Origin of the sequence: Dactylosporangium siamense (genome assembly GCF_016862795.1) — a bacterium.
Classification (GTDB): Bacteria; Actinomycetota; Actinomycetes; order Mycobacteriales; family Micromonosporaceae; genus Dactylosporangium; species Dactylosporangium siamense.
This window is the reverse complement of sequence record NZ_BONQ01000021.1, coordinates 85,121-111,061: the sequence shown is the minus strand read 5'-3', so window position 1 is coordinate 111,061 and position 25,941 is coordinate 85,121. Positions and strand designations below refer to the sequence as shown.

Below are 25,941 nucleotides of genomic sequence, written 5' to 3'. Positions count from 1 at the left end.
AACGTTTCCCCCACGGCGGCGGTTCCGCGATTGTGAGAACCGCCCGCCATGAGGTGAAGCCCTATGCCTTGGTGAAGGTCCAGGTGCCGGTGTCCGGGCCGCCCTGCGGCGGGCCGAGCTTCAGGGTGGTGCCGCCGGAGCAGTCGTAGCTGCTCTTCTTGAGGACGGGCTGGGCGTCCACCGCGCCGCCGGTGTCGGCGGTGCCGGTGCCGGCGAACTCGGCGATCGAGGTCTTGTCGGCGACCCGGACCGCGGCGGGGCTGGTCAGGTCGACGGTGACGGTGAGGGTGCTGAAGTCGACGGCGCCCTGGGGCTCCCAGGTGCCGGCCGGGGTGGTGGCCGACTTGATGGTGCCGTTGACCTTGCCGCCGTAGCTGAAACTGCCCTTGACGTCGCCGCCGGCGACGCTGAAGGCGAACGTGACCGGCTGCATCGGGCCGAAGTCGACCTGGGTCTTGCCGGCCGAGTCGACGGTCAGCAGGGTGCCGCCGCCACCGGTGAAGGTGCCCGTTACCGGGCCGCTGAGCTTGCCGGAGAGGCCAGTCGCCTTCCAGGTGCCGACCAGGCAGGACGCGGCGGAGCCGGTCTCGGTGGTGCCGGGCGCGGGGGCGCCGGACGAGGCCGCCCCCGAGGCGCCGGCCGACGTCTTGCCGCTGCTGGCGGTGCCGGGTGTGCCGGAGCCGTTGCTGCAGCCGGCGAGCCCGATGCCGAGCGCCGTTATGGCCACGATGGTGACCTTGGCGGTCGAGCGCATCTGGTTCCTCCTCATATCGGGGTCCGTTTCTGTCTACCCCCACGAGCAGATCGCCGAACCCTACCGTGGGACGATCTGGCACGCCTTTCACCGGACCGTGCCACATCGACCTTCATCGACGCCTTCGGTGGTGCCGGCGGTAACTTCCTGTTCAAGGGTCGTGTGAGGCGCTCTTAGCAGGCGCGAAACATTCGGGACGCTGGAGCGAAACCGCCCGGCGGCAGCCTTTTGGCCATGTCCGAAGCGGTCGCCATCCCCAGCTCGCAGCCCGGTGTCACGCCGGCTGCCGCCGGTAACAACGCCGAAACCGTGCCGCCATGCTCGCGTTACCTGAGGGCACCTCGCGCCGCAACGATCAGCATCGATCTGGGCGGTGGCCGGTGAAGGTCGTCGTCGTCGGCCACGGCATGGTCGGTCACCGGTTCGTGGAGGCGCTGCGCGCCCGCGACACCACCGACCGGTGGGAGATCACCGTCCTGGCCGAGGAGAGCCGCTCCGCGTACGACCGGGTGCGGCTGTCGGCGTTCTTCGACGGCGCGTCCGCGCAGGACCTCACCTACGACCTGCCGGACGGGGTCGACCTGCACCTCGGCGAGCCGGCCCTGACGATCGACCGGGCCGCCCGGAAGGTCACCACCGCCCACGGCATGTACGAGTACGACGCCCTGGTCCTGGCCACCGGCTCGTCCGCGTTCGTGCCGCCGATCAGCGGCGTCGACCAGGCGGGCGTGTTCGTCTACCGCACGCTGGACGACCTGGAGGCGATCCGGGCGCACGCCGCCGGCCGGGAGGTCGGTGCGGTCATCGGCGGCGGCCTGCTCGGCCTGGAGGCGGCCAACGCGCTGCGCCTGCTGGGCCTGCGCACCCACGTGATCGAGTTCGCGCCGCGGCTGATGCCGGTCCAGGTCGACGAGGCCGGCGGCGCGGTCCTGCGCAAGTACGTCGAGGACCTCGGGGTCCGGGTGCACCTCGGCGCCGCGACCACCGCGATCCGCCCGAGCCAGTCCGTCAACGCCACCCTGGCGCTGACCCTGTCCGACGGCGCGCACATCCCGGCCGACATCGTCGTGGTGGCCGCCGGCATCCGACCGCGCGACGAGCTGGCCCGCACGATGGGTCTCGCTACGGGGGCGCGCGGTGGGGTGGTCGTCGACGCCGGGTGCCGCACCGACGACCCGGCCGTCTACGCGATCGGCGAGTGCGCCGAGATCGACGGCCGCTGCTACGGCCTGGTGGCGCCCGGCTACGCGATGGCGGAGGTCGTCGCCGACCGGCTCCTCGGCGGCGACGCGTCGTTCCCCGGCGCGGACACGTCCACGAAGCTGAAGCTCCTCGGCGTCGACGTCGCCAGCTTCGGCGACGCGCTGCGCACCGACCTGCTCGACGTCGTCTATCTCGACCCGGCCAGCGGTACCTACGCCAAGCTGGTCCTCTCCGACGACGCGCAGACCCTGCTCGGCGGCATCCTGGTCGGCGACGCCAGCTCCTACCCGGCGCTGCGGGCCAGCGTCGGCGGGCCGCTGCCGGCCTCACCGCTCGCGCTGCTCGCCGGCGACGCACCACGGGCCGCGCTGTCCGAGGACGCCCAGATCTGCTCCTGCAACGCCGTCACCAAGGGCCAGATCAGCGCGGCGATCCACGAGCAGGGCTGCACCGACGTGGCCGCCCTGAAGGCCTGCACCCGGGCCGGCACCAGCTGCGGCTCGTGCGTGCCGCTGCTCAAACAGCTGCTCGCCGAGGGCGGGGTCGCGCCCAGCAAGGCGCTGTGCGAGCACTTCACCCAGTCGCGCGCGGAGCTGTTCGACATCATCCGGGTCCGCGACATCCGCACGTTCTCGCAGCTGGTCGCCGAGCACGGCACCGGCCGCGGCTGCGACATCTGCAAGCCGACGGTCGCCTCGATCCTCGCGTCGCTGCACAACGACTACGTCCTGGACGGCGAGCAGGCCGCGCTGCAGGACACCAACGACCACTTCCTGGCCAACATCCAGCGCAACGGCACCTACTCGGTGATCCCCCGGATCCCCGGCGGCGAGATCACACCCGACAAGCTGATCGTCATCGGTGAGGTCGCCCGCGACTTCAACCTGTACACGAAGATCACCGGCGGGCAGCGCATCGACCTGCTCGGCGCCCGCGTCGAGCAGCTGCCGGCGATCTGGCACCGGCTGGTCGAGGCCGGGTTCGAGTCGGGGCACGCCTACGGCAAGGCGCTGCGCACCGTGAAGTCGTGCGTCGGGTCGACGTGGTGCCGCTACGGCGTGCAGGACTCCGTCGGGCTCGCCGTCGAGCTGGAGCTGCGGTATCGCGGGCTGCGCGCACCGCACAAGCTCAAGTCGGCCGTGTCCGGCTGCGCCCGGGAGTGCGCCGAGGCCAAGGGCAAGGACTTCGGCATCATCGCCACCGACAACGGCTGGAACCTCTACGTCGGCGGCAACGGCGGCTTCCGGCCACGCCACGCCGACCTGCTGGCCAGCGACCTCACCACCGAGCAGCTCATCACGCTCGTCGACCGGTTCCTGATGTTCTACATCCGCACCGCGGACCGGTTGCAGCGCACCTCGGCCTGGATCGAAGCCATGGAGGGCGGCCTGGACTACCTGCGGGCCGTCATCGTCGAGGATTCCCTCGGCATCGCCGAAGAGCTCGACGCCATGATGGCCCACCACGTCGGCTCCTACGTCGACGAGTGGCGGGCGACGATCAACGACCCGGAGCGCCTCGCCCGGTTCGTGTCGTTCGTCAACGCGCCGGACACCCCGGACCCGACGATCACGTTCGCATCCGAACGCGGACAGCCTGTTCCCGTCGTCCTTGGAGTGCGCTCATGAAGTGGACCGTGGTCTGCCCGTATCCCCGCCTGGAGCCGGAGCGCGGCGTCGCCGCCCTGGTCGACGGGGCACAGGTGGCACTGTTCCGCGTGTACGACGGCGAGGTGTACGCCCTCGGCAACCTCGACCCGATCAGCGGTGCGGCGGTGCTGTCCCGCGGCATCGTCGGCAGCCGCGGCGAGGTGCCGACGGTCGCGTCGCCGATGCACAAGCAGGTGTTCGACCTGCGCAGCGGCGAGTGCCTGGACCAGCCCGGGGTGCGGGTGCCGGTGTATTCGGTGCGGGTCCGTGAGGGCCTCGTCGAGGTCATGACGTGAGCGCGAGCAGTACGTTGGAGGCCCGGCCGACGTCCGGCGAGGATCTTCCCCTCGCCGGCTTCACCGTGGCGGTCACCGCCGACCGGCGCCGCGACGAGCTCAGCGCGCTGCTCGAACGCCGCGGCGCCCGGGTCGTGCTCGCGCCGGCGCTGCGGATCGTGCCGGTCGCCGACGACACCGAGCTGAAGGCCGCGACCGTCTCGTGCGTCGACGTGCCGCCGGAGATCGTGATCGCGACGACCGGCATCGGCCTGCGCGGCTGGATCGAGGCGGCCGAGGGGTGGGGCCTCGGCGAGGCGCTGCGGTCCCGGCTCAGCGACGCGTACCTGATCGCCCGCGGCCCGAAGGCGAAGGGCGCGGTCCGTGCCGCCGGCATGATCGAGGCCTGGTCGCCGGACACGGAGAGCTGCGACGAGGTCCTCGACTTCCTCCTCGGCGGCGGGTTCCCCGGCGGGATCGCCGGCCGGCGCATCGCCCTGCAGCTGCACGGCGAGCCGCACCCCGAGTTCACCACCGCCCTGCGGGACGCCGGCGCGATCGTCGTGGAGATCCCGGTGTACCGGTGGGCGCCGCCCGTCGACCCCGCGCCGCTGCGGCGACTGGTCGACCTGATCTGCTCGCGGCTCGTCGACTCGGTCACCTTCACCTCGGCGCCGGCGGTCAGCTCGCTGCTGCGCGTCGCCGGGTCGGAGGCGCCGGACGTCCTGGAAGCCCTGCGGACCGACGTTCTGGCCGCCTGTGTCGGTCCGGTGACCGCCGCGCCCTTGAAGCGCCTGGGCGTGCCCGTGGCGGCGCCGCAGCGGGCCCGCCTGGGCGCGCTCGTGCGGATCCTCGTCGACGAGCTGCCCAAACGCGCCCCCACCCTGCACGTCGCGGGCGCCGCGGTCACGCTGCGCGGCCACGCCGCGATCATCGACGGCACGCTCAAGCCCCTCGCACCGGGCCCGATGGCGGTGCTGCGCGCGCTCGCAGCGTCGCCCGGGCGGGTGCTGTCCCGGGCGGCACTGCTGCGCGAGCTGCCCCGCGGCGCCGACGAGCACGCGGTCGAGATGGCCGTGGCCCGCCTCCGGGCCGCGCTCGGCGGCCCCGCCTTCGTGCAGACGGTGGTGAAGCGCGGCTACCGCCTGCGGGTGGACTAGGAAATGGGCTTGAGTGCGTCGCACCGCGGCGCATGGGGGGCGCGGCGTGGGAACCCCCCGCCGGGACCCGCCGCGCAGCGGTGGGGCAGCTGGTGACTGCCTAACTACTGAAGGTAGTGCTCTACCTCGTCGAGGGTGTGTGCCTGGACCTCGTCGGGTGAGACGCCCTGCAGCTTCGCCGCGCGCCGGCGGCGGAGCAGGTCCCACAGCTGGTCGAGCTGCGCCTCGATGTCGCTGAGCCGCCCGCGCTCCTGCTCCTCGGTGATCTTGCCGGTCTGCAGCTGGGTCCGGAGTTTGTGCTCGTCGTCCACGAGCGCAGAGATCTGGTGGATCAACGTCTTCTCGTCCATACCTGCATCATGCCTGCTGGGCGTACCCCTATCGAAGGGTGAGGGCCGACCAGCCGAACTGATCGATCGGGCCGGTGCCGGCGCCGATGCGCCAGTCCGCCGCGTCGCTGATCGCCCTGCCGACGAACCCCTTCGACCAGGCGATCGCCTCCGCCGGGTCGTCGCCGAGGGTGAGCCGGGCCGCGACCGCGGTCGCGAACGTGGCGCCGCTGCCGTCGGTGTTGCGGCTGCTCACCCTGGGGCTGTGCAGCAGCCGGGCGGCGCCGTCCGCCCAGACCACGTCGATCGCGTTGTCGCCGGCGACGAAGTCGCCGCCCGTGACCACCACATACCGGGGACCGCCCGCCGACAGCTCCGCCGCCGCCTTGGCCATGTCGTCGGGGGTCACGACCTCCCAGCCGACCAGCAGCGACGCCTCCTCCCGGTTGGGGGTGGCGACGAGCGCGTGCGGCAGGAGCCGCTCCAGGGCCGCCGCGAGACCCCTGCGGTTGCCGCCGGCGGTCTCCAGCACGGGGTCGACGACGAGGTTCGGCAGCGCCCCGGACCGGGCCCGCGCGGCGACCGCGATCGCCGTCTCCGCGTTGGGGAACATGCCGGTCTTGACCGCGGCCACCGGCAGGTCCTCCAGGACGCAGCCGAGCTGCCCGGACACGACGGTCGTCGGCTGCGCGTACACGTCGGTGGTGCCCCGCGTGTTCCGCGACACCACCGCCGTCACGACCGACGCCCCGTGCATCCGCATCGCGGCGAGGGTGCGCAGGTCAGCCTGTATTCCGGAACCACCGGACGAGTCGGACGCGCCGACGGTGAGCACAACTGAGGGATCCACCGGGCCAATGTGAGCACCTGGTGACGCACCGCCACGGACAGGGCGTCCGTCAGCCGCGCCCCTCCCACACCGGCTCCGGCACCTCCACGACCTCGCCATCGGCACGGAACAGCACGAAACGGTCGAACGACCGGCTGAACCAGCGGTCGTGCGTCACCGCGATGACGGTCCCGTCGAAGCTGCGCAGCCCTTCCTCCAGGGCCTCGGCGCTGGCCATGTCCAGGTTGTCCGTCGGCTCGTCGAGCAGCAGCAGCGTCGCCCCGGACAGCTCCAGCAGCAGCACCAGGAACCTGGCCTGCTGCCCGCCGGACAGGGTGCCGAAGCGTTGGTCGGCCTGCGCCGCCAGCTCGTAGCGCGACAGCGCCGGCATCGCCTGCGGCCTGGGCAGCCCGCTGCGCCAGTCGTCACCCCGCCACAGGATCTCCACCAGGGTCTTGTCGAGCAGCTCCGGCCGGTCGTGCGTCTGCGAGAAGTGCCCGGGCCGCACCCGCGCGCCGAGCCGGACCTGCCCGCCGTGCGCGACCGGCGCGATCTGCACCCCGATCGGCGTCTGCGTCGGGTCCGGGTCGGTGCCGCCACGGGCGAGCAGCCGCAGGAAGTGCGACTTGCCGGTGCCGTTGCCGCCGAGGACGGCGAGCCGGTCGCCGTACCAGATCTCCAGGTCGAACGGGTACGTCAACCCGTCCAGCTCCAGTTGCTCGCACATCACGGCCCGCTTGCCGGTCCGCCCGCCGGACAGCCGCATCCGGATGTCCTGGTCCTTCGGCGGCGTCGGCGGCGGGCCCGCCTCCTCGAACTTCCTCAGCCGCGTCTGGGCCGCCTGGTACCGCGAAGCCAGCCCGTCGTTGAAGGCGGCCTTCGTCTTGTACATGAGGACGAGGTCCTTGAGCTTCTGATGCTCCTCGTCCCAGCGGCGGCGCAGCTCGTCGAGGCGCTCGTGCCGCGCGACCCGTGCCTCGTGCCAGGAGGCGAACCCACCCGGATGCACCCACGCCGAGCCGCCCTCGACCGCCACGACCCGGTCCGCCGACCTGGCGAGCAGCTCGCGGTCGTGCGACACGTAGAGCACCGACTTCGACGATTCGCGCAGCCGCTCCTCCAGCCAGCGCTTCCCCGGTACGTCCAGGAAGTTGTCCGGCTCGTCGAGCAGCAGCACCTCGTCGTCCCCGCGCAGCAGCAGCTCGAGTGCGAACCGTTTCTGCTGCCCGCCCGACAGGGTCCGGACCGGCCGGTCCCGGGTCTCGTCCCACGGCTTGTTGAGCGCGGCGACACTCACCGTGTCGAAGAGGACCTCGGCGTCGTACCCGCCGGCCTCACCCCACGCCGCCAGGGCGTTCGCGTAGCGTAGCTGCGCCTTCTCGGTGCCCTCCGCGTGCATCGCCAGCTCCGCGGCGTGCAGCCGCTCGCCGGCTTTCTGGAGACCGGCGGGGGCGAGCTGCAGCGCCAGGTCGTACAGCGTGCGGTCGTCGCCGATCATGCCGATGAACTGGCGCATCACGCCCAGCCCGCCGGACCGGGCGATCACGCCCTCCCGCACCGGCAGGTCGCCGGCCACCATCTTCAGCAGCGTCGTCTTCCCGGCGCCGTTGGGCCCGACGAGCGCGACCTTGGCGCCCTCACCGACCCGGAACGACACCTCGGCGAACAGCTCACGACCATCTGCGAGGGTGTGCCCGACCCCAGCCACGTCCACGTATCCCACGAGTCAGGAATTCTGCGCCGGTCTTTGGTGTACGTCGCCCGCTTTTCGGACTTCGAAGATCCGGAAGCCCTTGTGGTTGGCGTGCCGCTCGGCGCTGAACCCCTGCTCGGCGAGCCACCGCTGCAGCGAGTCCGCGCCCAGGTTCTTGGCCACGACCAGCCACGCGGTGCCGTCCGGGGTCAGCCTCGGCAGCCAGCGCAGCAGCAGCGCGTGCAGCTCCGGCTTGCCGATCCGGATCGGCGGGTTGGACCAGATCTGCGCGAACCCGACAGTCTCCGGCACCTCGTCCGGCAGCGCGGTGATCACGTTCGGACCGGTGTTCTGACCTGCGAGGTCGAGCGCCCGCTGGTTGACGTCGACGGCGTAGATCGTCGCCTTGGGCGCGTTCGCGGCGAGGACCGCGGCGATCGGGCCGTAGCCGCAGCCGAGGTCCAGCAGGAACCCGGTCGTCGCGGCGCCCGGCAGCGGCGCGCGCTGCAGCAGCACCGACGTGCCCGGATCCAGCCGGCTCGCCGAGAACACTCCACCCGCCGCCACGAGCCGGAACTCCTGGTCGTCGATGGTGAACACGACGTCGTGCCGGATTTCGGCCGCCGCCGGCTCCGCGGTGAAATAGTGCTCGCCGGACACGATGCGCCTCCTTTGACCGATGCCGCAACGCATTGTCCCCAAGCAGGTGAACGGCCCTGCTCGCGCCCCACTCGTTCGGATTGCGCGAAACATCGCCGACACGCCACCACCCAGGACGGTCGGCTACCCTGTGCGACATGACTTCTGGGAACGAGCAGCGCCGCAAGCGGCGTTCCGACTCGTTCCGCCGGGACGAGGCGGACGAGGCCGACAACTGGTTGGCCGGGCTCCGGGGCAGCGGACCGGACCCGTTCTCGGCGCCGCCGCCGTCGTTCGACGAGCCCGGCTTCGACGACGGGCCGCGTGGCGGGCCGCCCGGTCGTTCGCGTCCTGACGACTCGCCGAGCGGTGTGTACGGCCGACTGCCGCGGGACGACTCGCCGAGCGGATCGTTCCGGGGGCCCCGTGGGGAGTCGCCGAGCGGGTCGTTCCGGGCGCCGCGCGACGACTCGCCGAGCGGCGTGTTCCGGGCCGGGCCGCCGCCGGTTGATCCGCGTGGGCCCGAGGGGCCCGCTGGTGGTGGGCGGCGCCGGCCCCGGGGAGAGGACTCGCCGAGCGGGTCGTTCCGCGCGCCGCGCGACGACGCACCCAGTGGGTCGTTCCGGACACCTCGCGACGACTCGCCCAGCGGGTCGTTCCGGACGCCACGCGACGACTCGCCCAGCGGGTCGTTCCGGACACCTCGCGACGACTCGCCGAGCGGTGTGTTCCGGGCGCCTCGGGAGGAGCCGCCGAGCGGGTCGTTCCGGGCGCCTCGGGACGCGTCCCGCCCTCCTCGTGACGACTCGCCCAGTGGCACCTTCCGGCCGTTGCGGGACGACGCCGCCGGTGGGGCGTTCCGGCCCGTCCGCGACGAGCCCACCGGTCCCCGGGCCGGGCGCGGCGACTCGCCGAGCGGGGTCTTCGCCCGGCCGGCCTCGCCGCCGCCGGCACGTGCCGCGATCGAGCCGCCACCCCCTGTCGACACCACTGAGCCGCGTGGCGGTCGCCGCCGGGCCCGGGCCGAGGACGAGCCGGCCAGGCGCGGTCCGGACGGTCGCGCTTCGCAGTCGTACGACCACGGTCCCGCACTGGTCCCCATCATCAAGCCGCTCGACGACTCCGCGCCGCCCCGGCCCGCGACCGAGCCGCCGCCGCTCGTGCCGATCTTCCCGACGATGCGTCCCGAGAGCAGCCCGACCAGCGGCGGCGCGACCGGCCGCCGGGCCCGCCGCGAGGCGGAAGAGGCCGACCCGACGTCGACGGGTGCCCGCCGGCGGTTCGACGAGCCCGTGCCGCCCGCCGGGCGCCGGGCCCGTCCCGACACCGACAGCGGCCGGGAGAGCCCGACCTCCGGGCGGCGTGGGCCGGACACGTCGGGGGGACGGCGGGCGTTCGACGGGGGTACACCTCCCGCGGCGGGAACGGATAGCACCACCGGCCGCCGGTCCCGCGCCACCGAGGACCCGGCCGCGTTCCGGCGCGACGACACCGGCACGTCCCGGCGCGGGGGCTTCGAACCCGTCGGTCCTGACAGCGGCGTGGGACGGCAACGCTCCGGCCCACCGATCACCGGCGGGCCCGCCACCGGATCAGGCTTCGGCCCCACCACGGGCGCCGGTCCGCGCGGCGGCTTCTACACCGGCGCCCCTGACGACACCGCCGGCCTGCGCCGGGACGACACTGCCGGCCTCCGGCGGGACGACGTCGCCAACCTGCGGCGGGACGATATCTCCGGTCCGCGGCGGGACGACACCGGCGCCGGGCGGCGGGGGCGGGGCGGCTTCGACGAGATCCCCGCGCGCCGCGACGACACGGGGACCGCGCGGCGCCGGCGGGACGGTTTCGAGCCCGTCGGGTTCGAGCCCGCCGGCCTGGACCGCGCGGGGCTTGACCGGGCAGGGCTTGACCGGGCAGGGGCGGGTTATGAGCCGCCGAGTGCGGCGTTCGAGGCGAGCGGCACCGCCACCCGGCGGCGTCCCGGGGCCGACGAGGCGCCCCACCAGCGGCGCCCCCTCGACGACGGACTGCCGTTCGACGAGCCGGCCGGTCGCCGCGGCGGCCGTGGACGCGGCACCGGGGAGTACACCGGCACCGGCACCCAGCGGGCGCTGCGGGAGCCGCCGGGCAAGCGGCCCGCGGGCCGCCCCGACAGCCGCCGGCCCGGCGCACCGCGCTCGACCGTCGCCGACCCCGTCGAGCACCGGCCACACCGCTGGATCGCCGCGCTGAGCGTCATCGGCGTGGTCGTCCTGCTCGGCGCGTGCGGCCTGGGCTCCTGGTTCATCTTCAAGGACGAGAAGAACGGGCCCGAGTCGGCCCGCTCCAGCACCGCCGCCGGCCCGAAGAAGCGCGACATCAGCAGCCGCCAGGTCGACCCCAACCCGCTCACCGAGGCCGAGGTCTTCCCGCAGAACAGCATCGTCGCGGTCGCGGACGAGCCGCCGTACCTGATTCTCAAGACGCAGGCGTCCCCCGACTGCAAGACCGCCGCCACCGACCAGCTCGCCACCCTGCTGGCCGGTGCCGGCTGCTCGGAGGTCGTCCGGGCGACGATGAAGAACCCCAGCGAGGAGTACCTGATCACCGCCGGGATCTTCAACCTCGACACCGAGAAGACCGCGGCGACCGCCTTCGACGGCGTCAAGCCGATCGTCGACGGGCAGAAGGGCCGCTTCGCCGGGATGAGCGTCGGCGCGGGCACCGGCACCGACGCGATCGTCCGCGCCCCCACCCAGCTCGGCTGGAACTACCGCGGGCACTTCATCGCCTTCGTCGTCATCGCCAGGGTGGACGGGAAGGACTTCGCGCCGGACGATCCGTACCCGAACCAGATCACGTACGACATCGTCGAGACGTACCTGGAGAACGGCATCATCGGCAACCGCGCGATCATCCAGCCGGAAGCGACCCCGGCCGCGTCCCTGCCCGTCGTCCAGCCCAGCTGAGCGTCAGTCCGCGTCGCGACGGCGGCGGGTCAGTTCCGAACGGCTGCGCAGGTCCGCCGGATCCTCCGGGTACCGGACCTCCACCAGCGAGAGCCCGTGTGCCGGTGCCACGGTCACCTCGTCGGCACGGACCCGCCGGCTGAGCAGCCCCGCGGGCCACGACGCGGCGCGCCGGCCGTCACCGACGAAGAGCTGGGCGCCGACGAGGCTGCGGACCATCTGCTGGCAGAACGCGTCCGCCTGCACGGTCGCCACGAGGATGCCGTCCGGGTCGCGGCGCCAGTCCAGGCGGTTGACGGCGCGGATCGTCGTGGCGTGCTCCTTGCGGCGGCAGAAGGCGGCGTAGTCGTGCTCCCCCACCAGGCCCTCCGCGGCGGCGTTGAGGGCGTCCAGGTCGAGCGGGCGGGCCCAGGCGACCGTGTCGTGGCGGCGCAGCGGCAGGGCGCCGTGGACGGCGTCGGTGACGCGGTACTCGTAGCGCCGCGACAGGGCCGAGAACCTGGCGTCGAACTCCGGCGGGACCTCCGTCACGGCGAGCACGCGGACGTCCGGGGGCAGCAGGCCGGCGAGTTTGCGCAGCAGCGCGGCGGAGAGGGTCTCCCAGCGGTCCGCGGGGACGTCGACGTGGCAGACCTGGCCCGTGGCGTGCACGCCGGCGTCGGTGCGGCCGGCGACGGTCAGGCCGTCCACGGTGCCGAACAGGCGGGTCAGGACCGTGGTCAGCTCGCCGGCCACGGTGCGGCGGGCCGGTTGGACCGCCCAGCCGGAAAAGTCGGTCCCGTCATACGCCACGTCGAGGCGGACCCGGATGCTCAACGTTCACCCTTCTTCTCTTCCGAATCAGACGAAGAAGCCCGGCACCCCAGTGACGCAGGGTGCCGGGCCGTCGACTTCAGACCTGTGATCAGGCCTTCTTCTCGTCGTCCTCGTCCGCGGCAGCGCCGGCTTCGTCCGAGACGGACGCCGCAGCGGCCGGAGCCTCGTCCTCGTCCTCGCCGGCGAGGACCGCGATCGAGTCGGCCTTGGCGGCCTTGCGAGCGGCGGCCTTGCGCGGCGCCGGCGCGACGGCGACCTCGAGCTCCTCGACCAGCTCGATGATCGCCATGGGAGCGGCGTCACCCTTGCGCGGGCCGGTCTTCACGATGCGGGTGTAGCCACCCGGCCGGGTGGCGAACCGCGGCGCGATCTGGTCGAACAGCTGGAACACCACGTCCTTGTCGCGCACCACGGCGAGCGCTTGACGGCGCGCGTGCAGGTCTCCGCGCTTGGCCTTGGTGATGAGCTGCTCGGCGAGCGGGCGCAGCCGCTTGGCCTTGGTCTCGGTGGTCTTGATGCGTCCGTGCTTGAACAGCGAGGTGGCGAGGTTCGCCAGCATCAGCTTTTCATGCGCGGGGCTGCCGCCGAGGCGGGGACCCTTGGTGGGCGTGGGCATTGGGGCTCCTCAAATCGAACAGCAGCCGGTTAGAGCTGCTCGGTCTCGCGGTAGTCGTCGGTGTCGTCGTAGGAAACATCGGCGAACGAGTCCACGACGTGTGCCGGGTCGAACGTCGGGGCGGAGTCCTTGAGACCCAGACCCATCCCGGCGAGCTTCATCTTGACCTCGTCGATCGACTTCTGACCGAAATTCCTTATATCGAGGAGGTCTGCTTCCGTGCGGCTGATCAGCTCCCCGACGGAGTTGATGCCCTCGCGCTTGAGGCAGTTGTACGAGCGGACGGTGAGGTCGAGCTCCTCGATCGGCAGTGCCAGGTCGGCAGCGAGCTGCGCGTCCTGCGGCGACGGGCCGATGTCGATGCCTTCAGCGGTCTCGTCGAGCTCGCGGGCCAGGCCGAACAGCTCGACGAGCGTCATGCCGGCGGAGGCCAGCGCGGTCCGGGGGGTCAGCGACGCCTTGGTCTCGACGTCGATGATGAGCCGGTCGAAGTCGGTGCGCTGCTCGACACGGGTGGCCTCGACGCGGTAGGTGACCTTGAGCACCGGGGAGTAGATCGAGTCGATCGGAATCCGACCGATCTCCTGGCCCTGCTGCTTGTTCTGGTTCGCGGTCACGTAGCCACGACCGCGCTCGACGGTCAGCTCCATGTCGAGCCGGCCCTTGCCGTTGAGCGTGGCCAGCTTCAGGTCGGGGTTGTGCACGGAGACGCCGGCCGGGGGCTGGATGTCGCCCGCCGTGACGTCGCCGGGGCCCTGCTTGCGCAGGTACATCGAGACCGGCTCGTCGTGCTCGGAGCTGACGCACAGCTCCTTGACGTTCATGACGAGCTCGACCACGTCCTCCTTGACGCCGGGGATCGTGGTGAACTCGTGCAGCACCCCGTCGATCTTGATGCTGGTCACGGCCGCGCCCGGGATCGAGCTGAGCAGGGTGCGACGCAGCGAGTTGCCGAGGGTGTAGCCGAAGCCCGGCTCGAGCGGCTCGATGGTGAACTTTGACCGGGTCTCGCTGATGGACTCTTCGGCGAGGCTCGGACGCTGGGAGATAAGCACTTGCGGTTCCTCCAGTTCGTTGCGCGCCCACTATTTGACGCGCTCCGACGAGGAGGCGGAGCATGATCGCCCCGCCTCCGTAAAGCCGTGCTACTTGCTGTAGAGCTCGACGATCAGCTGCTCCTGGACCTGGGTGTCGATGACCTGCCGCGCGGGCAGGCTGTGCACCAGGACCTTGAGCTCGCTGGGGATGAACTCCAGCCACGCGGGGACGGTCTTGCTGCCCGCGAGGCCCTGAGCGATCTGGAACGGGGTGAGCTCCCGCGACTTCGGCCGCACCTGCACGATGTCGTGCTCACGCAGCCGGTACGACGCGATGTCGACCTTCTTGCCGTTGACCTGGATGTGGCCGTGGTTCACCAGCTGGCGGGCCGCGTCACGCGAGGTGGCGAGGCCGGCCCGGTACACCACGTTGTCGAGGCGCGACTCAAGGATCTTGAGCAGCTCCTCACCGGTCTTGCCGGGCTTGGCCACAGCCTCGTCGAAGTAGCCGGCGAACTGACGCTCGAGGACGCCGTAGATACGACGGGCCTTCTGCTTCTCGCGCAGCTGCAGGAGGTACTCGGTCTCCTTCGGCCGGCCACGGCCGTGCTGACCGGGCGGGAAGGGGCGCGACTCGAACGGGCATTTCGGCCCATCGCACTTGCTGCCCTTGAGGAACAGCTTCATCTTCTCGCGACGGCAACGGCGGCAGTCGGCACCGGTGTAACGAGCCATCTCGTCAGACCCTTCTGCGCTTCGGCGGACGGCAGCCGTTGTGCGGCTGCGGCGTGACGTCACTGATCTGCCCGACCTCGAGGCCGACGGCCTGGAGCGAGCGGATCGCGGTTTCCCGGCCGGAGCCCGGACCCTTGACGAACACGTCGACCTTGCGCATGCCGTGCTCCATCGCGCGGCGAGCGGCGGCCTCGGCGGCCAGCTGCGCGGCGAACGGAGTCGACTTGCGCGAGCCCTTGAAGCCCACCTGGCCGGCCGAGGCCCAGGAGATCACAGCACCGGTCGGGTCAGTGATCGACACGATGGTGTTGTTGAAGGTGCTCTTGATGTGCGCCTGCCCGTGGGCGACGTTCTTGCGTTCCTTGCGCCGGACCTTCTTGACAGCGGTCCCTCCGGCGCGAGCCTTCGGCGGCATTCTCTATGCGCTCCTAGATTGTTTTCTCTACCTGACCGACTACTACTTCTTGCCCGGCTTCTTCTTGCCGGCGACCGTGCGCTTCGGACCCTTGCGGGTGCGGGCGTTGGTCCTGGTGCGCTGACCGCGCACGGGCAGGCCCTTGCGGTGCCGGATGCCCTGGTAGCAGCCGATCTCAACCTTGCGGCGGATGTCCGCGGCGACCTCGCGGCGCAGGTCGCCTTCAACCTTGAAGTTGGCCTCGATGTAGTCGCGCAGCTGCACGATCTCTTCATCGGTCAGGTCACGAGCCCGCTTGTTGGGGTCGATGCCGGTAGCGGCCAGAAGCTCGATGGATCGGGTGCGACCGATGCCATAGATGTAGGTGAGTGCGATCTCCGTGCGCTTCTCGCGCGGGAGATCAACACCAACGAGACGTGCCATAGGTGGGCGTGCTCCTTGCGTGTGCGGAGGTCTGAGCCCGCTCCACTCCCGTCTGCCCACAGACGGGCCCCGGCCTCCGACCGGGGGTGCAGCCCACGCGCTCCGCACGTATCACGCGCGGTGGCCCGGGGCTGGAACGGGCTAAAACTAGGTGGTGCTGGGTGGATCTGCCGCCGGGGCTTCAGCCCTGGCGCTGCTTGTGGCGCGGGTCAGTGCTGCAGATGACCATGACCCGGCCGTGCCGCCGGATGACCCGGCAGTTGTTGCAGATCCGCTTGACGCTCGGCTTGACCTTCACGGTGTGCCTAACTCTCGCTGCGCACCCCTACATGGGAGCGACAGTCCCGACCGTTTCCTGGGAACCGACACCGATTTACTTGTAGCGGTAGACGATGCGCCCGCGAGTCAGGTCATAAGGCGACAGCTCGACGACCACTCGGTCCTCGGGCAGGATGCGGATGTAGTGCTGCCGCATCTTCCCGCTGATGTGCGCCAAGACCTTGTGGCCATTGGCGAGCTCCACCCGGAACATGGCGTTCGGGAGTGGCTCGATCACTCGGCCCTCGATCTCGATGGCCCCGTCTTTCTTCGGCATGTCCTCCGCTACCTGACGATCGGGTTGGGTGTTGACGCTCGCATCCTTTTCACGGACCCCACGGGGGGTCCGCGCCAGCCGCGGCTCAGGCCTGCCACTAGAAGCGCGTGGGGGCATGCCTGAGTGGACGCTTTGCGCCAATCGCCGAGTCTACGCGCGGTGAACGCGTTGCACCAAATCGGGGTCTCAACGCTCCCGGCGCTGCCGCCTGCGCTCCCGCTTCAGCTCCCGCGCGGCGTCCGGCCCACCGGCCAGATAGGTGCTCACCGACGTCGCGAGGAGCACCGCACCGAGCGGCCCGGCGACCCACATCGGCCAGAAGTAGACCGCCTCGCCGTTGGAGATGCTGACCAAGGCCCAGATCACCACGTTGACGGTGACGGCGATCAGCCAGCCGCTCCAGATGCCGAGCAGCCAGTGCGGCTGGCGGCCGAACTGGCCCCTGCCGCCGGACTCGGGCGCCGGGCTCGTCGGCGCGGCCGCATAGCCACTGGCCGGCGCGATCGCGGCGCTGTCGACGGGGCGGAAGCCGGGCAGGTCGCTGAGGATCACGTCGAGGTCGCCATACGTCCGGGCGGCATAGGTCTCTTTGAGCCGGTCGTCATACTCCCCGAGCGACAGCCGCCCCTCGTCGACCGCCGCCTTGAGCCGCTCAGCCACGAACTGCCGGTCGACGTCGGCTGCGCGCAGGTTCTCCCGCCGGTCCGCCACCGCCATTGCCACCCTCCCCGAGTCACGTTCCCGCACGAGAAGCATCCCATCCGCGCACGCCGCTCTTCCACCCCACCGTTGCAAAAGCCGCCACGGTGCGACCACCGCCCACCACCATGACCACCGTGACGGGAGTGCCAGCTGAACCCGCCTGGCACAACGGCCCGTCGCCGACGCCCATTCCCCGGTCCACGCCCGACAACGCCACCCGGCCACCCCGCCGAAAGCCCCCGCCGCGCCGCCCGGCGTCCGTGATCGAAGCCGCCCCACCGCCGCCCGGCAACCACCACACGACTTCGATCACCGACGACAGGTAAACCGGGGCCGCCTGGCAACCGGCGCACTTCCTCGTCGAGGTGGTGACACCGCTCGCGTTCATCATCGGTGGCCGATCGACTTCGACCACCGATCCGCGGACGACAACACCCGGACATTCACGCCGAAACCCAGCACACGACCTCGATCACGGGCGGCGGGTGAGTTCGACGAGTCGCGGGGTGAGGGCGTTGAGGGCGGAACACGGGGCGATGGGTGTCTGGTCCGAACGGTCGCGGCCGGGACGGTCGCGTCGCGGCCGAGGCGGACTGGCTGCGGACGCGGGCCGACCGCCAGGTCGCGGGGCCTGTCACGGACCGCAAGGTCGCGGGGCTTGTCACGGACCGCCAGGTGGCGGGGCTTGTCACGGACCGCAAGGTCGCGCGGGGCCTGTCACGGACCGCCAGGTCGCGCGGGGCTTGTCGCGACCGCCAGGTCGCGGCTGCGCAACTGTCCGCGGACCTGGCAGGGAGGCCGTCCGCGGCCGACCGGTGGCTGACGGGAGCAGCGGACCTGGAGCTCGACGGACCGGAGCCCGCATGGGTGAGCTACGCGCTGACCTGCTGCCGCGCGGTGACGAGCTCGCCCAGCCGCGCCCGGCCGCCGTCGACGGCGGTGAGGACCCAGACGCCGTCGTCGCAGATGGCCATGGTGTGTTCGACGTGGGCGGCGACGGAGCCGTCGACGGTGACCACGGTCCAGCCGTCGTCGAGTTCGGCGACCTTCGGCTTGCCCTTGGTGATCATCGGCTCGATGGCGAGGGCCATGCCGGGGCGCAGCGCCGGGCCCTTGCCGGGGCGGCCGGAGTTTTCGACGAAGGGGTCCTGGTGCATGGCGCTGCCGATGCCGTGGCCGCCGTAGCCGTCGACGATGCCGTAGCGGCCGGCCTTGCGCACCGCGGACTGGATCGCGAAGGAGATGTCGGTGAGGCGGCCCTTGCCGGAGCGGACGCCGCGGGCGGCGGCCGCGATGCCGGCCCACATCGCGTCCTCGGCGACGGTCACCAGGCGGCGCAGGTCGTTGCTGATGTCGCCGACGCCGACGGTGATCGCGGCGTCGCCGTGCCAGCCGTCGAGCTCGGCGCCGCAGTCGATGGAGATGAGGTCGCCGGCCCGCAGGACCTGGCGGGCGCTGGGGATGGCGTGCACGACCTGGTCGTTGACGGACGAGCAGATCGAGGCCGGGTAGCCGTGGTAGCCCTTGAAGGAGGGGATGGCGCCGGCGGCCCGGATGGTCTCCTCGGCGATCGCGTCGAGGTCGGCGGTGGAGACGCCGGGCGCGACGGCGGCCCGCATGCGGGCGAGGGCGTCGGCGACGACGAGACCGGCGCGGCGCATCTGGCCGATCTCTTCGGGTGTCTTGAGCTCGATCTCGACCTGGTGCGCCACCGGTCAGCCGCCGTAGGAGCGCAGGGCGTCGATCGCGCGGACCGTCACGTCCTCGACCGGCCCGGTGGCGTCGATGCCCACCAGCTTGCCCTGCGCGCCGAAGTAGTCGACAAGGGGGGACGTGTCGCGGGCGTAGACCTTCAGGCGCTCGGCGATCGTCTCGGCCTTGTCGTCGTCGCGCTGGAAGAGCTCGCCGCCGCAGCGGTCGCACACGCCCTCGTGGACGGGTGCGTCGAACTCGACGTGCCAGATCTTGCCGCAGCCCCGGCAGGTCCGGCGGCCGGAGAGCCGCCGGATGACCTCTTCGTTCTCCACGACGAGCTCCAGGACCAGGTCGAGTCCGGTGCCGAGGTCGGCGAGGAGCTTGTCGAGGGCGTTGGCCTGCGGGACGGTGCGGGGGAAGCCGTCGAGGAGGAAGCCGTCGGCGGCGTCCCCCTCGGCCAGCCGGTCGGACACCATGTTGATGGTGACCTCGTCGGGCACGAGCTGGCCTGCGTCCATGTAGCGCTTCGCCTCGACGCCGAGCGGGGTGCCCTGCCCGACGTTGGCGCGGAAGATGTCGCCGGTGGAGATTTTGGGCACGGCGAGGTGCGCGGCGATGAACTCGGCCTGGGTCCCCTTGCCCGCCCCGGGGGGACCTACCAGCACCAGCCTCACTACCGGAGGAACCCTTCGTAGTTGCGCTGCATGAGCTGGCTCTCGATCTGCTTCACCGTCTCGAGGCCCACACCAACAATAATGAGCACCGCGGTGCCGCCGAACGGGAAGTTCTGCAGAGCCTGTCCGCCACCGACGATCCCGATGAGCAGGTTGGGCAGGATCGAGATGATGCCCAGGTAGAGCGCGCCGGGGAGGGTGATGCGGCTGAGGATGAAGTCAAGATACTCGGCGGTCGGCTTGCCGGGGCGGATACCGGGGACGAAGCCGCCGTACTTGCGCATGTTGTCCGCGACCTCAGTGGGGTTGAACGTGATCGACACGTAAAAGTACGTGAAGAAGATGATCAACATGAAGTAGAGGATGATATGCGCCGGCTTGTCCTGGGCCACGATGTTCCGGTTGATCCAGAGGATGGTCCGGTTGGTCGTGTCCTGACCGGCGAACGAGGTCGCCAGCTGCGGCAGGTAGAGCAGCGAGGAGGCGAAGATGACCGGGATGACACCCGCCTGGTTGACCTTCAGCGGGATGTAGGTGGAGGTCCCGCCGTACATGCGGCGGCCGATCATCCGCTTCGCGTATTGCACCGGGATGCGACGCTGGGCCTGCTCCAGGAAGACCACGAAGGCGATGACGACGACGGCCAGGCCGACCACCACGAAGAAGGTGGTCTTGTCGTCCTGCCAGATCGTGATGCCCTCGTTGGGGAGGCGGGCGGCGATCGAGGTGAAGATCAGGACGGACATGCCGTTGCCGACGCCGCGGTCGGTGACGAGCTCACCGAACCACATGACCATGCCCGTGCCGGCGGTCATCGTGATGACGAGCGCGGTGAGGGTGAGCCACAGGGGGATCTTGCCGGTGTCCGGGATGACCGGGAACTGGGTCTGGTCGCAGGCGCCACCGAAGAGCTGGCCGGACCGCGCCAGGGCGACGAACGCCGAGGCCTGCAGGACGCCGAGCCCGAGGGTGAGGTAGCGCGTGTACTGGGTGATCTTCGCCTGGCCGGACTGGCCCTCCTTGCGGAGCTGCTCCAGCCGCGGGATCACGACCGTCAGCAGCTGCAGGATGATGCTCGCGGTGATGTAGGGCATGATGCCCAGCGCGAAGACTGAAAGTTGCAGCAGCGCGCCACCGGAGAACAGGTTCAACAGAGTGAAGACCTGGTTGTCGGCGCCGCTCTCGACGATGTCGAGGCACTTCTGCACATTGCCGAACGACACACCGGGGCTGGGGAGCGTGGCCCCGACCCGGTACAGCGCGATCATGAGCAATGTGAACAGAATTTTGTTGCGCAGGTCAGGCGTGCGAAACGCGCTGGCAAAGGCGGAGAGCAACGTTCTTCCTCCTGCGCAAGGCGGCCGAGTGGCCGACGAGGTGGGGTCCTGGTGGTGCCGGTGTTACTGCTGAGCGGATGACGAGCGTGTTACTGCGCAACGGACTCTAACAGCATGCCCGCAGCACATCACGCCCTGGCGATCCCTCAGCTTTTCAGGTGGTACTGAGGCGCCGCGTGGCGCCCACCCGATGTGCTCCGGTGGACGCCACGGTAGCGCGTTGCCTACTCAGCTGCGGAGCCGCCGAGCAGCGTGGCGGAGCCGCCCGCCGCTTCGAGCTTCTCACGGGCCGACGCGCTGAACTTGTGCGCGCTGACCTGCAGCTTCACCCCGCCGAGCTCCCCGTCGCCGAGGACCTTGACGAGCTCGCCCTTGCGGACGGCGCCGGCGTCGACGAGCTCGTCGACCCCGATCGTGCCGCCCTTCGGGAAGAGCTCCGCAAGGCGGGCCAGGTTGACAACCTGGAACTCGATCCGGTTGCGGTTCTTGAAGCCCTTGAGCTTCGGCAGGCGCATGTGGAGGGGCATCTGCCCGCCCTCGAACGCCGCTGAGATGTTCTTGCGGGCCTTGGAGCCCTTGGTGCCACGACCGGCGGTCTTGCCCTTGGAGCCCTCACCGCGACCCACACGGGTCTTCGCGGTCTTGGCGCCCGGGGCGGGCCGCAGGTGGTGCAGCTTGATCGTCATCGGATTACTCCACCTCTTCCACGGTGACCAGGTGCGTCACGGTGTGGATCATGCCGCGGATCTCCGGACGATCTTCCTTGACGACGACGTCGCGGATCCGCTTCAGGCCGAGCGAACGCAGCGTGTCGCGCTGGTTCTGCTTGGTGCCGATCTGGGACCGGATCTGGGTGACCTTCAGGCGAGCCATGACTATGCACCCGCCCCGGCACGCTGGGCCAGCATCGCGGCCGGCGCAACGTCTTCGACCGGCAGACCACGGCGCGCGGCCACGGCTTCCGGCGACTCGAGCTTCTTCAGCGCCGCCACCGTCGCGTGGACGATGTTGATCGCGTTGGAGGACCCGAGGCTCTTGGAGAGGACATCATGGATGCCCGCGCACTCCAGGACGGCACGCACGGGACCGCCGGCGATGACACCGGTACCGGCGGAGGCCGGCTTGAGCAGCACGACGCCGGCGGCGTCCTCGCCGATCACCGGGTGCGGGATCGACGCAGCGATCCGCGGCACCTTGAAGAAGTGCTTCTTGGCCTCCTCGACACCCTTGGCGATGGCCGCGGGCACCTCCTTGGCCTTTCCGTAACCGACGCCGACGGTGCCGTCGCCGTCACCGACGATGACGAGGGCGGTGAAGCTGAAGCGCCGACCACCCTTGACGACCTTGGCGACACGGTTGATCGCGACGACCCGCTCGAGGTGGGGGGTCTTCTCGGCGGGCGCGTTACCGCGGCCGCCTCCGTCACGACGATTCTCGCGACGGCCGCCACCTTCGGTGTTGCTACCGCCGGACCCGCCGCCCCTGCGCTGAGGACCAGGCATGAACGTTTCCTTTCCTAGAATTCGAGTCCGGCTTCGCGGGCGGCGTCAGCCAGGGCCGCGATGCGGCCGGCGTAACGGTTTCCGCCACGGTCGAAGACGACCTTGCCGACACCCGCGGCCTTCGCCCGCTCGGCGAGGAGGGTGCCGACCTTGCTGGCCAGCGCCTTCTTGTCGCCGTCGGTGCCACGGATGCTCGTGTCGAGCGTCGAGGCCGAGGCCAGCGTGTGGCCCTTGAGGTCGTCGACGATCTGCGCGGTGATGTTCCGCAGCGAGCGGGTGACGACCAGGCGGGGACGCTCGGCGGTGCCACTGACGTGCTTGCGGATGCGGAAGTGCCGGCGTGCACGCCCGGTGCGGCGCGCCGCGGCGGCGCCGCCGGAGTTGCGGCGCTTGAGCAGCGTGGCGCTCACTTCTTGCCTGCCTTTCCAGCCTTACGGCGGATGACCTCGCCCTGGTACTTCACGCCCTTGCCCTTGTACGGCTCCGGCGGGCGGATCTTGCGAATGTTGGCGGCGACCTCGCCCACCTGCTGCTTGTCGATGCCGGCGATGTGGAACAGCGTCGGCCGCTCGACGGTGAACGTGATGCCCGGAGGGGGCGTCACGAGCACGGGGTGGGAGAACCCGAGCGCGAACTCCAGGTCGCTGCCCTTCGCGGTGACGCGGTAACCGGTGCCGGCGATCTCGAGGCTCTTGCGGTAGCCCTCGGTGACGCCGATGACCATGTTGGCGATGAGCGTGCGGGACAGGCCGTGCAGCTCCTTCGCCTTGCGCTCGTCGTTGGGGCGCACGACGTTGTAGGTGCCGTCTTCGGCCTTCTCCAACGTGATGGGCTCGGCGAGGGTGTGGCTCAGCTCGCCCTTGGGTCCCTTGACGGTGACGACCTGGCCATCGACCTTCAGGTCGACGCCGGTGGGCACCGCGATGGGCTTACGTCCGATTCGAGACATTGAAGGCTCTCCCTTACCAGACGTAGGCGAGGACTTCCCCGCCCACCCCTCGCTTGCGGGCCTGCCGGTCGGTGAGCAGCCCTTGGGACGTCGAGATGATGGCCACACCGAGGCCACCGAGCACGCGCGGCATCTCCACCGACTTCGCGTACACCCGCAGACCGGGCTTCGAGACCCGGCGGATGCCGGCGAGGCTGCGCTCACGGCTCTGGCCGTACTTGAGTTCAACGATCAGCGTCTTGCCGACCTTGCCCTCTTCCGGCTCCTGAACCTGCCACGAGGACACGTAGCCCTCGGACTTGAGCACCTCGGCGATGTTCGCCTTGATCTTCGAATAGGGCATCGTCACGCGGTCGTGGTACGCCTGGTTGGCGTTACGCAGACGCGTCAGCATGTCTGCGATCGGGTCGGTCATGGTCATTGCTTTGTCAGCCTTTCTCGCCGCGGTTCCTCGCCGCTGTGGGCGGGCCTACGGCGAAGGAGGTTTACCAGGAGGCCTTGGAAACGCCGGGCAGCTCGCCCCGGTGCGCCATCTCACGGATGCACACGCGGCACAGCCCGAACTTCCGGTACACGGCCTTGGGCCGGCCGCAGCGCTGGCAGCGGGTGTATGCGCGGACCGCGAACTTGGGCTTCGCGGCGGCCTTGAGGACTAGGGCCTTCTTCGCCATTGGTCAGTTCTCCTAGTTCTCACGGAACGGGAAGCCGAGCAGCTTGAGCAGCGCGCGACCTTCCTCGTCCGTGGAAGCGGTGGTGACCACGGTGATGTCCATCCCTCGCGGCCGGTCGATGCGGTCCTGGTCGATCTCGTGGAACACCGACTGCTCGGTGAGACCGAAGGTGTAGTTGCCGTTGCCGTCGAGCTTGCGCCCGTCCAGACCGCGGAAGTCGCGGATACGCGGCAGTGCGATCGACAGCAGCCGGTCGAGGAACTCCCACATGCGGTCGTTGCGGAGGGTGACCTTCGCGCCGATCGGCATGCCCTCACGCAGCTTGAACTGCGCGATGGACTTGGTCGCCTTGCGGATCTGCGGCTTCTGGCCGGTGATCGTGGCGAGGTCGCGGACCGCACCGTCGATCAGCTTCGAGTCGCGGGCCGCTTCGCCGACGCCCATGTTGACGACGACCTTGACCACGCCGGGGATCTGCATCACGTTGGCGTACTTGAACTGCTCCTGCAGCTGGCCCGCGATCTCGTCGCGGTAACGCTGCTTGAGGCGCGGGTTCACCTTGTCGACCGTCGTCATCACAGATCCTTACCGGAGCGACGCGACGTGCGGGTCTTGACGCCGTCCTCGTCGATGCGGGCACCGACGCGGGTCGGCTTGTTGTCCGAGTCGATCACCATCACGTTCGAGACGTGGATGGCGGCTTCCTGGGTCACGATGCCACCGGTCTTCGAACCACGCTGGGTGGTGCGGATGCGGGTGTGCTTCTTGACGCGGTTGACGCCCTCGACGATGACCTTGTCCTCGCGCGGGAGGGCGGTGAGGACCTTGCCCCGGGTGCCCTTGTCCTTGCCTGCGATGACCAGGACGGTGTCGCCCTTTTTGACCTTCATGGTTACAACACCTCCGGCGCGAGCGAGATGATCTTCATGAAACGCTTGTCCCGGAGCTCACGCCCGACCGGGCCGAAGATGCGGGTACCACGGGGGTCACCGCCATCCTTGATGATCACGGCGGCGTTCTCGTCGAACCGGATGTATGACCCGTCCGGACGGCGCCGTTCCTTGGTGGTCCGGACGATGACGGCCTTGACCACATCGCCCTTCTTCACGCCGGCGCCCGGGATGGCGTCTTTCACGGTGGCCACGATGATGTCGCCGATGCCTGCATAGCGGCGACCCGAGCCACCGAGCACACGGATGCACAGGATCTCCCGGGCACCCGTGTTGTCGGCGACGCGCAGCCGCGACTCCTGCTGAATCACGCTTGTCTCCTAATGTCTGCCAGTTCTCGGCACCGGTCGCTGTTCGACAACGGCCGGTGCCGAGCTTGGCGGAACGACGGCCTTACTTGGCCTTTTCGAGGATCTCCACGACCCGCCAACGCTTGGTGGCGGACAGCGGCCGGGTCTCCATGAGCAGCACCCGGTCGCCGACACCGCACGCGTTCTGCTCGTCGTGCGCCTTGAGCTTGTTGGTGCGGCGCATGACCTTGCCGTACAGCGGGTGCTTGACCTGGTCCTCGACCGCCACGACGACGGTCTTGTTCATCTTGTCGCTGACCACCAGGCCCTCGCGGACCTTGCGGCGGCCGCGCACCTCGGTGCTCTCGGTCGTCTGCTCGCTCATGCTCATGCCACCTCAGCCACAGCGTCGGGCGCCGCTGAGAGACCCAGCTCGCGCTCGCGCATGATCGTGTAGATCCGGGCGATGTCCTTGCGGATGACCTGCAACCGCCCGTGGTTGTCCAGCTGGCCGGTGGCCGACTGGACGCGGAGGTTGAACAGCTCCGCCTTCGCTTCCCGAAGCTTCTCGACCAGGCTCTCGTCGGACAGCTCGCGCAGGTCGGTCGCCTTGATTCCGGCGGCCATCAGACATCAGCCCCTTCACGCGTGACGATCCGGCACTTCAGCGGAAGCTTGTGGATCGCGCGGCGCATTGCCTCGCGGGCGATCTGCTCGTTCGGGAACGACATCTCGAACAGGATCCGGCCCGGCTTGATGTTGGCCACCCACCACTCGGGGGAACCCTTGCCGGAACCCATGCGGGTCTCGGCCGGCTTCTTGGTGATGGAGCGGTCCGGGAAGATCGTGATCCAGACCTTGCCGCCACGCTTGATGTGGCGGGTCATGGCGATACGAGCGGCCTCGATCTGGCGGTTCGTGATGTATGCCGGCTCGAGAGCCTGGATACCGAACTCGCCGAAGACCACGCGGGTGCCGCCCTTGGCCGGGCCGTGCCGGTCCGGGTGGTGCGGCTTGCGGAAGCCCTTCGGGGGCTTACGAGGGATCAGCATTCG

The 25,941-nt window shown here is 70.3% G+C and carries 35 protein-coding genes; 4 read left to right on the top strand and 31 right to left on the bottom strand.

The features are described 5' to 3' along the window. Positions 1-61: 61 nt before the first annotated feature. A complete protein-coding gene (locus Dsi01nite_RS06530) occupies positions 62-754 on the bottom strand; it encodes a hypothetical protein (RefSeq protein WP_203845111.1) in 693 nt (230 codons plus the stop codon). Positions 755-1,071: 317 nt separating this feature from the next. On the opposite strand from Dsi01nite_RS06530, the gene nirB reads away from it, so the two are divergent. Genes nirB through Dsi01nite_RS06515 form a run of 3 tightly spaced genes read left to right on the top strand, consistent with a single transcriptional unit; the run spans position 1,072 to position 5,041 of the window. Next, positions 1,072-3,585: a nitrite reductase large subunit NirB gene (gene nirB / locus Dsi01nite_RS06525; protein WP_203845110.1), complete on the top strand. Its 2,514-nt coding sequence runs from the start codon at positions 1,072-1,074 to the stop codon at positions 3,583-3,585. Beyond that, on the top strand, positions 3,582-3,902 hold the full coding sequence (gene nirD / locus Dsi01nite_RS06520; RefSeq protein WP_203845109.1) for a nitrite reductase small subunit NirD: 321 nt from the start codon (positions 3,582-3,584) through the stop codon (positions 3,900-3,902). Before nirB ends, nirD begins: the two co-directional genes overlap by 4 nt. Continuing rightward, complete coding sequence (locus Dsi01nite_RS06515; protein WP_239135727.1) at positions 3,899-5,041, top strand: uroporphyrinogen-III synthase; 1,143 nt, start codon at positions 3,899-3,901, stop codon at positions 5,039-5,041. The genes nirD and Dsi01nite_RS06515 overlap by 4 nt, the downstream gene beginning before the upstream one ends. Before the next feature lie 104 nt (positions 5,042-5,145). Here the strand turns inward: Dsi01nite_RS06515 and Dsi01nite_RS06510 are convergent, their stop codons facing one another. The 4 genes from Dsi01nite_RS06510 to Dsi01nite_RS06495 are packed head-to-tail and all read right to left on the bottom strand — an operon-like array spanning position 5,146 to position 8,552. After that, a complete protein-coding gene (locus tag Dsi01nite_RS06510) occupies positions 5,146-5,391 on the bottom strand; it encodes a DUF2630 family protein (protein ID WP_203845108.1) in 246 nt (81 codons plus the stop codon). A gap of 28 nt (positions 5,392-5,419) precedes the next feature. Continuing rightward, positions 5,420-6,220 (bottom strand): bifunctional hydroxymethylpyrimidine kinase/phosphomethylpyrimidine kinase, encoded by an 801-nt coding sequence (thiD, locus tag Dsi01nite_RS06505; RefSeq protein ID WP_203845107.1) that lies wholly within the window; start codon positions 6,218-6,220, stop codon positions 5,420-5,422. A 49-nt stretch (positions 6,221-6,269) separates the two neighbouring features. Then, positions 6,270-7,922, bottom strand: coding sequence for an ABC-F family ATP-binding cassette domain-containing protein (locus tag Dsi01nite_RS06500; protein ID WP_203845106.1), 1,653 nt, complete (start codon positions 7,920-7,922; stop codon positions 6,270-6,272). 3 nt (positions 7,923-7,925) lie between these two features. Next, positions 7,926-8,552 (bottom strand): class I SAM-dependent methyltransferase, encoded by a 627-nt coding sequence (locus Dsi01nite_RS06495; protein ID WP_203845105.1) that lies wholly within the window; start codon positions 8,550-8,552, stop codon positions 7,926-7,928. 137 nt (positions 8,553-8,689) lie between these two features. Between Dsi01nite_RS06495 and Dsi01nite_RS06490 the strand changes: the two genes are divergently transcribed. Next, positions 8,690-11,479 (top strand): hypothetical protein, encoded by a 2,790-nt coding sequence (locus Dsi01nite_RS06490; protein WP_203845104.1) that lies wholly within the window; start codon positions 8,690-8,692, stop codon positions 11,477-11,479. A 3-nt stretch (positions 11,480-11,482) separates the two neighbouring features. Here the strand turns inward: Dsi01nite_RS06490 and truA are convergent, their stop codons facing one another. The 26 genes from truA to rplP form a co-directional block, all read right to left on the bottom strand. Further along, a complete protein-coding gene (truA, locus tag Dsi01nite_RS06485) occupies positions 11,483-12,295 on the bottom strand; it encodes a tRNA pseudouridine(38-40) synthase TruA (RefSeq protein WP_203845103.1) in 813 nt (270 codons plus the stop codon). Positions 12,296-12,383: 88 nt separating this feature from the next. Continuing rightward, positions 12,384-12,911: a 50S ribosomal protein L17 gene (rplQ, locus tag Dsi01nite_RS06480; RefSeq protein WP_203845102.1), complete on the bottom strand. Its 528-nt coding sequence runs from the start codon at positions 12,909-12,911 to the stop codon at positions 12,384-12,386. A 29-nt stretch (positions 12,912-12,940) separates the two neighbouring features. Further along, positions 12,941-13,966 (bottom strand): DNA-directed RNA polymerase subunit alpha, encoded by a 1,026-nt coding sequence (locus Dsi01nite_RS06475; RefSeq protein ID WP_203845101.1) that lies wholly within the window; start codon positions 13,964-13,966, stop codon positions 12,941-12,943. A gap of 90 nt (positions 13,967-14,056) precedes the next feature. Beyond that, the gene (gene rpsD / locus Dsi01nite_RS06470) at positions 14,057-14,683 is read right to left on the bottom strand and encodes a 30S ribosomal protein S4 (protein ID WP_203845100.1); all 627 of its coding nucleotides are present in this window, start codon (positions 14,681-14,683) and stop codon (positions 14,057-14,059) included. Between the two features lie 4 nt (positions 14,684-14,687). Continuing rightward, the gene (rpsK, locus tag Dsi01nite_RS06465; protein WP_203845099.1) at positions 14,688-15,098 is read right to left on the bottom strand and encodes a 30S ribosomal protein S11; all 411 of its coding nucleotides are present in this window, start codon (positions 15,096-15,098) and stop codon (positions 14,688-14,690) included. A 42-nt stretch (positions 15,099-15,140) separates the two neighbouring features. Further along, the gene (gene rpsM / locus Dsi01nite_RS06460; protein ID WP_203845098.1) at positions 15,141-15,521 is read right to left on the bottom strand and encodes a 30S ribosomal protein S13; all 381 of its coding nucleotides are present in this window, start codon (positions 15,519-15,521) and stop codon (positions 15,141-15,143) included. A gap of 181 nt (positions 15,522-15,702) precedes the next feature. After that, the gene (rpmJ, locus tag Dsi01nite_RS06455; protein ID WP_014440745.1) at positions 15,703-15,819 is read right to left on the bottom strand and encodes a 50S ribosomal protein L36; all 117 of its coding nucleotides are present in this window, start codon (positions 15,817-15,819) and stop codon (positions 15,703-15,705) included. Positions 15,820-15,894: 75 nt separating this feature from the next. Beyond that, positions 15,895-16,116: a translation initiation factor IF-1 gene (gene infA, locus Dsi01nite_RS06450; RefSeq protein ID WP_007073013.1), complete on the bottom strand. Its 222-nt coding sequence runs from the start codon at positions 16,114-16,116 to the stop codon at positions 15,895-15,897. Positions 16,117-16,302: 186 nt separating this feature from the next. Next, positions 16,303-16,833 carry a DUF1707 SHOCT-like domain-containing protein gene (locus Dsi01nite_RS06445; RefSeq protein ID WP_203845097.1) on the bottom strand — a complete coding sequence of 177 codons (531 nt, stop codon included), beginning with the start codon at positions 16,831-16,833 and terminating at the stop codon, positions 16,303-16,305. Between the two features lie 16 nt (positions 16,834-16,849). After that, on the bottom strand, positions 16,850-17,233 hold the full coding sequence (locus tag Dsi01nite_RS06440) for a hypothetical protein (protein WP_203845096.1): 384 nt from the start codon (positions 17,231-17,233) through the stop codon (positions 16,850-16,852). 457 nt (positions 17,234-17,690) lie between these two features. Beyond that, positions 17,691-18,530 carry a type I methionyl aminopeptidase gene (gene map, locus Dsi01nite_RS06435; RefSeq protein ID WP_275423336.1) on the bottom strand — a complete coding sequence of 280 codons (840 nt, stop codon included), beginning with the start codon at positions 18,528-18,530 and terminating at the stop codon, positions 17,691-17,693. A gap of 3 nt (positions 18,531-18,533) precedes the next feature. Then, the gene (locus Dsi01nite_RS06430) at positions 18,534-19,187 is read right to left on the bottom strand and encodes an adenylate kinase (RefSeq protein WP_203845095.1); all 654 of its coding nucleotides are present in this window, start codon (positions 19,185-19,187) and stop codon (positions 18,534-18,536) included. After that, a complete protein-coding gene (gene secY / locus Dsi01nite_RS06425; RefSeq protein ID WP_203845094.1) occupies positions 19,187-20,524 on the bottom strand; it encodes a preprotein translocase subunit SecY in 1,338 nt (445 codons plus the stop codon). Before secY ends, Dsi01nite_RS06430 begins: the two co-directional genes overlap by 1 nt. A 224-nt stretch (positions 20,525-20,748) precedes the next feature. Next, a complete protein-coding gene (gene rplO / locus Dsi01nite_RS06420) occupies positions 20,749-21,210 on the bottom strand; it encodes a 50S ribosomal protein L15 (RefSeq protein WP_203845093.1) in 462 nt (153 codons plus the stop codon). 4 nt (positions 21,211-21,214) lie between these two features. Beyond that, positions 21,215-21,397 carry a 50S ribosomal protein L30 gene (gene rpmD, locus Dsi01nite_RS06415; RefSeq protein WP_203845092.1) on the bottom strand — a complete coding sequence of 61 codons (183 nt, stop codon included), beginning with the start codon at positions 21,395-21,397 and terminating at the stop codon, positions 21,215-21,217. 2 nt (positions 21,398-21,399) lie between these two features. Further along, entirely contained in the window at positions 21,400-22,026 is a 627-nt protein-coding gene (gene rpsE / locus Dsi01nite_RS06410) for a 30S ribosomal protein S5 (protein ID WP_203845091.1), read from the bottom strand. 14 nt (positions 22,027-22,040) lie between these two features. Further along, the gene (rplR, locus tag Dsi01nite_RS06405) at positions 22,041-22,436 is read right to left on the bottom strand and encodes a 50S ribosomal protein L18 (protein ID WP_425554285.1); all 396 of its coding nucleotides are present in this window, start codon (positions 22,434-22,436) and stop codon (positions 22,041-22,043) included. Next, the gene (gene rplF / locus Dsi01nite_RS06400; RefSeq protein WP_203845090.1) at positions 22,433-22,975 is read right to left on the bottom strand and encodes a 50S ribosomal protein L6; all 543 of its coding nucleotides are present in this window, start codon (positions 22,973-22,975) and stop codon (positions 22,433-22,435) included. The genes rplR and rplF overlap by 4 nt, the downstream gene beginning before the upstream one ends. A 13-nt stretch (positions 22,976-22,988) precedes the next feature. After that, positions 22,989-23,396 carry a 30S ribosomal protein S8 gene (rpsH, locus tag Dsi01nite_RS06395; RefSeq protein WP_203845089.1) on the bottom strand — a complete coding sequence of 136 codons (408 nt, stop codon included), beginning with the start codon at positions 23,394-23,396 and terminating at the stop codon, positions 22,989-22,991. A gap of 64 nt (positions 23,397-23,460) precedes the next feature. Continuing rightward, positions 23,461-23,646: a type Z 30S ribosomal protein S14 gene (locus Dsi01nite_RS06390; protein WP_190249376.1), complete on the bottom strand. Its 186-nt coding sequence runs from the start codon at positions 23,644-23,646 to the stop codon at positions 23,461-23,463. 12 nt (positions 23,647-23,658) lie between these two features. Then, positions 23,659-24,222: a 50S ribosomal protein L5 gene (rplE, locus tag Dsi01nite_RS06385; protein WP_203845088.1), complete on the bottom strand. Its 564-nt coding sequence runs from the start codon at positions 24,220-24,222 to the stop codon at positions 23,659-23,661. Then, on the bottom strand, positions 24,222-24,536 hold the full coding sequence (gene rplX, locus Dsi01nite_RS06380) for a 50S ribosomal protein L24 (RefSeq protein WP_033357656.1): 315 nt from the start codon (positions 24,534-24,536) through the stop codon (positions 24,222-24,224). Before rplX ends, rplE begins: the two co-directional genes overlap by 1 nt. A 2-nt stretch (positions 24,537-24,538) precedes the next feature. After that, positions 24,539-24,907, bottom strand: a complete 369-nt coding sequence (gene rplN, locus Dsi01nite_RS06375; protein ID WP_203845087.1) for a 50S ribosomal protein L14 — start codon at positions 24,905-24,907, stop codon at positions 24,539-24,541. 82 nt (positions 24,908-24,989) lie between these two features. Next, positions 24,990-25,271: a 30S ribosomal protein S17 gene (gene rpsQ, locus Dsi01nite_RS06370; protein ID WP_203845086.1), complete on the bottom strand. Its 282-nt coding sequence runs from the start codon at positions 25,269-25,271 to the stop codon at positions 24,990-24,992. A 2-nt stretch (positions 25,272-25,273) separates the two neighbouring features. Continuing rightward, complete coding sequence (gene rpmC / locus Dsi01nite_RS06365) at positions 25,274-25,513, bottom strand: 50S ribosomal protein L29 (RefSeq protein WP_203845085.1); 240 nt, start codon at positions 25,511-25,513, stop codon at positions 25,274-25,276. Further along, entirely contained in the window at positions 25,513-25,938 is a 426-nt protein-coding gene (rplP, locus tag Dsi01nite_RS06360) for a 50S ribosomal protein L16 (RefSeq protein WP_203845084.1), read from the bottom strand. The genes rpmC and rplP overlap by 1 nt, the downstream gene beginning before the upstream one ends. Positions 25,939-25,941: the final 3 nt, after the last annotated feature.